The organism is Marinobacter sp. UBA2498 (assembly GCF_002341575.1).
In the GTDB taxonomy this organism is placed as follows: domain Bacteria; phylum Pseudomonadota; class Gammaproteobacteria; order Pseudomonadales; family Oleiphilaceae; genus Marinobacter; species Marinobacter manganoxydans.
The window spans coordinates 2160-2594 of the sequence record NZ_DDOI01000044.1; the positions used below are offsets into that span (position 1 = coordinate 2160).

The window sequence follows — 435 nt, forward strand, 5'->3', positions numbered from 1 at the left end:
CATCAAAGTTCACCTGCACCCGAGTATGGTGCCCGGTGCCCTCCGAATTCATCACGATGCCCTCGCCAAACTTGGGATGGCGCACCCGCTGACCCAGGCTGAAACCGGATTGCTGGGCCGAATCCTGGCTGAACATGCTCTCATTCGGACGCGCCACCATAGCGGGGCGGGTCACTGTGTTGCGCAGCCGCACTTCCAGCAGACAGTCACCCGGAATCTCCCGGACAAACCGCGACAACGCATTGAACTTTTCCTGACCGTACAAACGCCGGGATTCGGCGTAAGTAAGCACCAGCTTTTTCATGGCCCGGGTGATGCCCACGTAGGCCAGGCGGCGCTCCTCTTCCATGCGACCAGGTTCTTCCAGGGACATGCCGTGGGGGAACAGCCCCTCTTCCACGCCCGCCAGGAAAACCAGGGGGAACTCCAGACCCT

General features: G+C 61.1%; 1 protein-coding gene. It reads right to left on the reverse strand.

Annotated features, from left to right (window positions below; all coding sequences use genetic code 11):
- Positions 1–435: 3'-5' exonuclease (locus B2W52_RS04970; RefSeq protein WP_286801706.1), on the reverse strand; the 435-nt coding region annotated here is incomplete at both ends.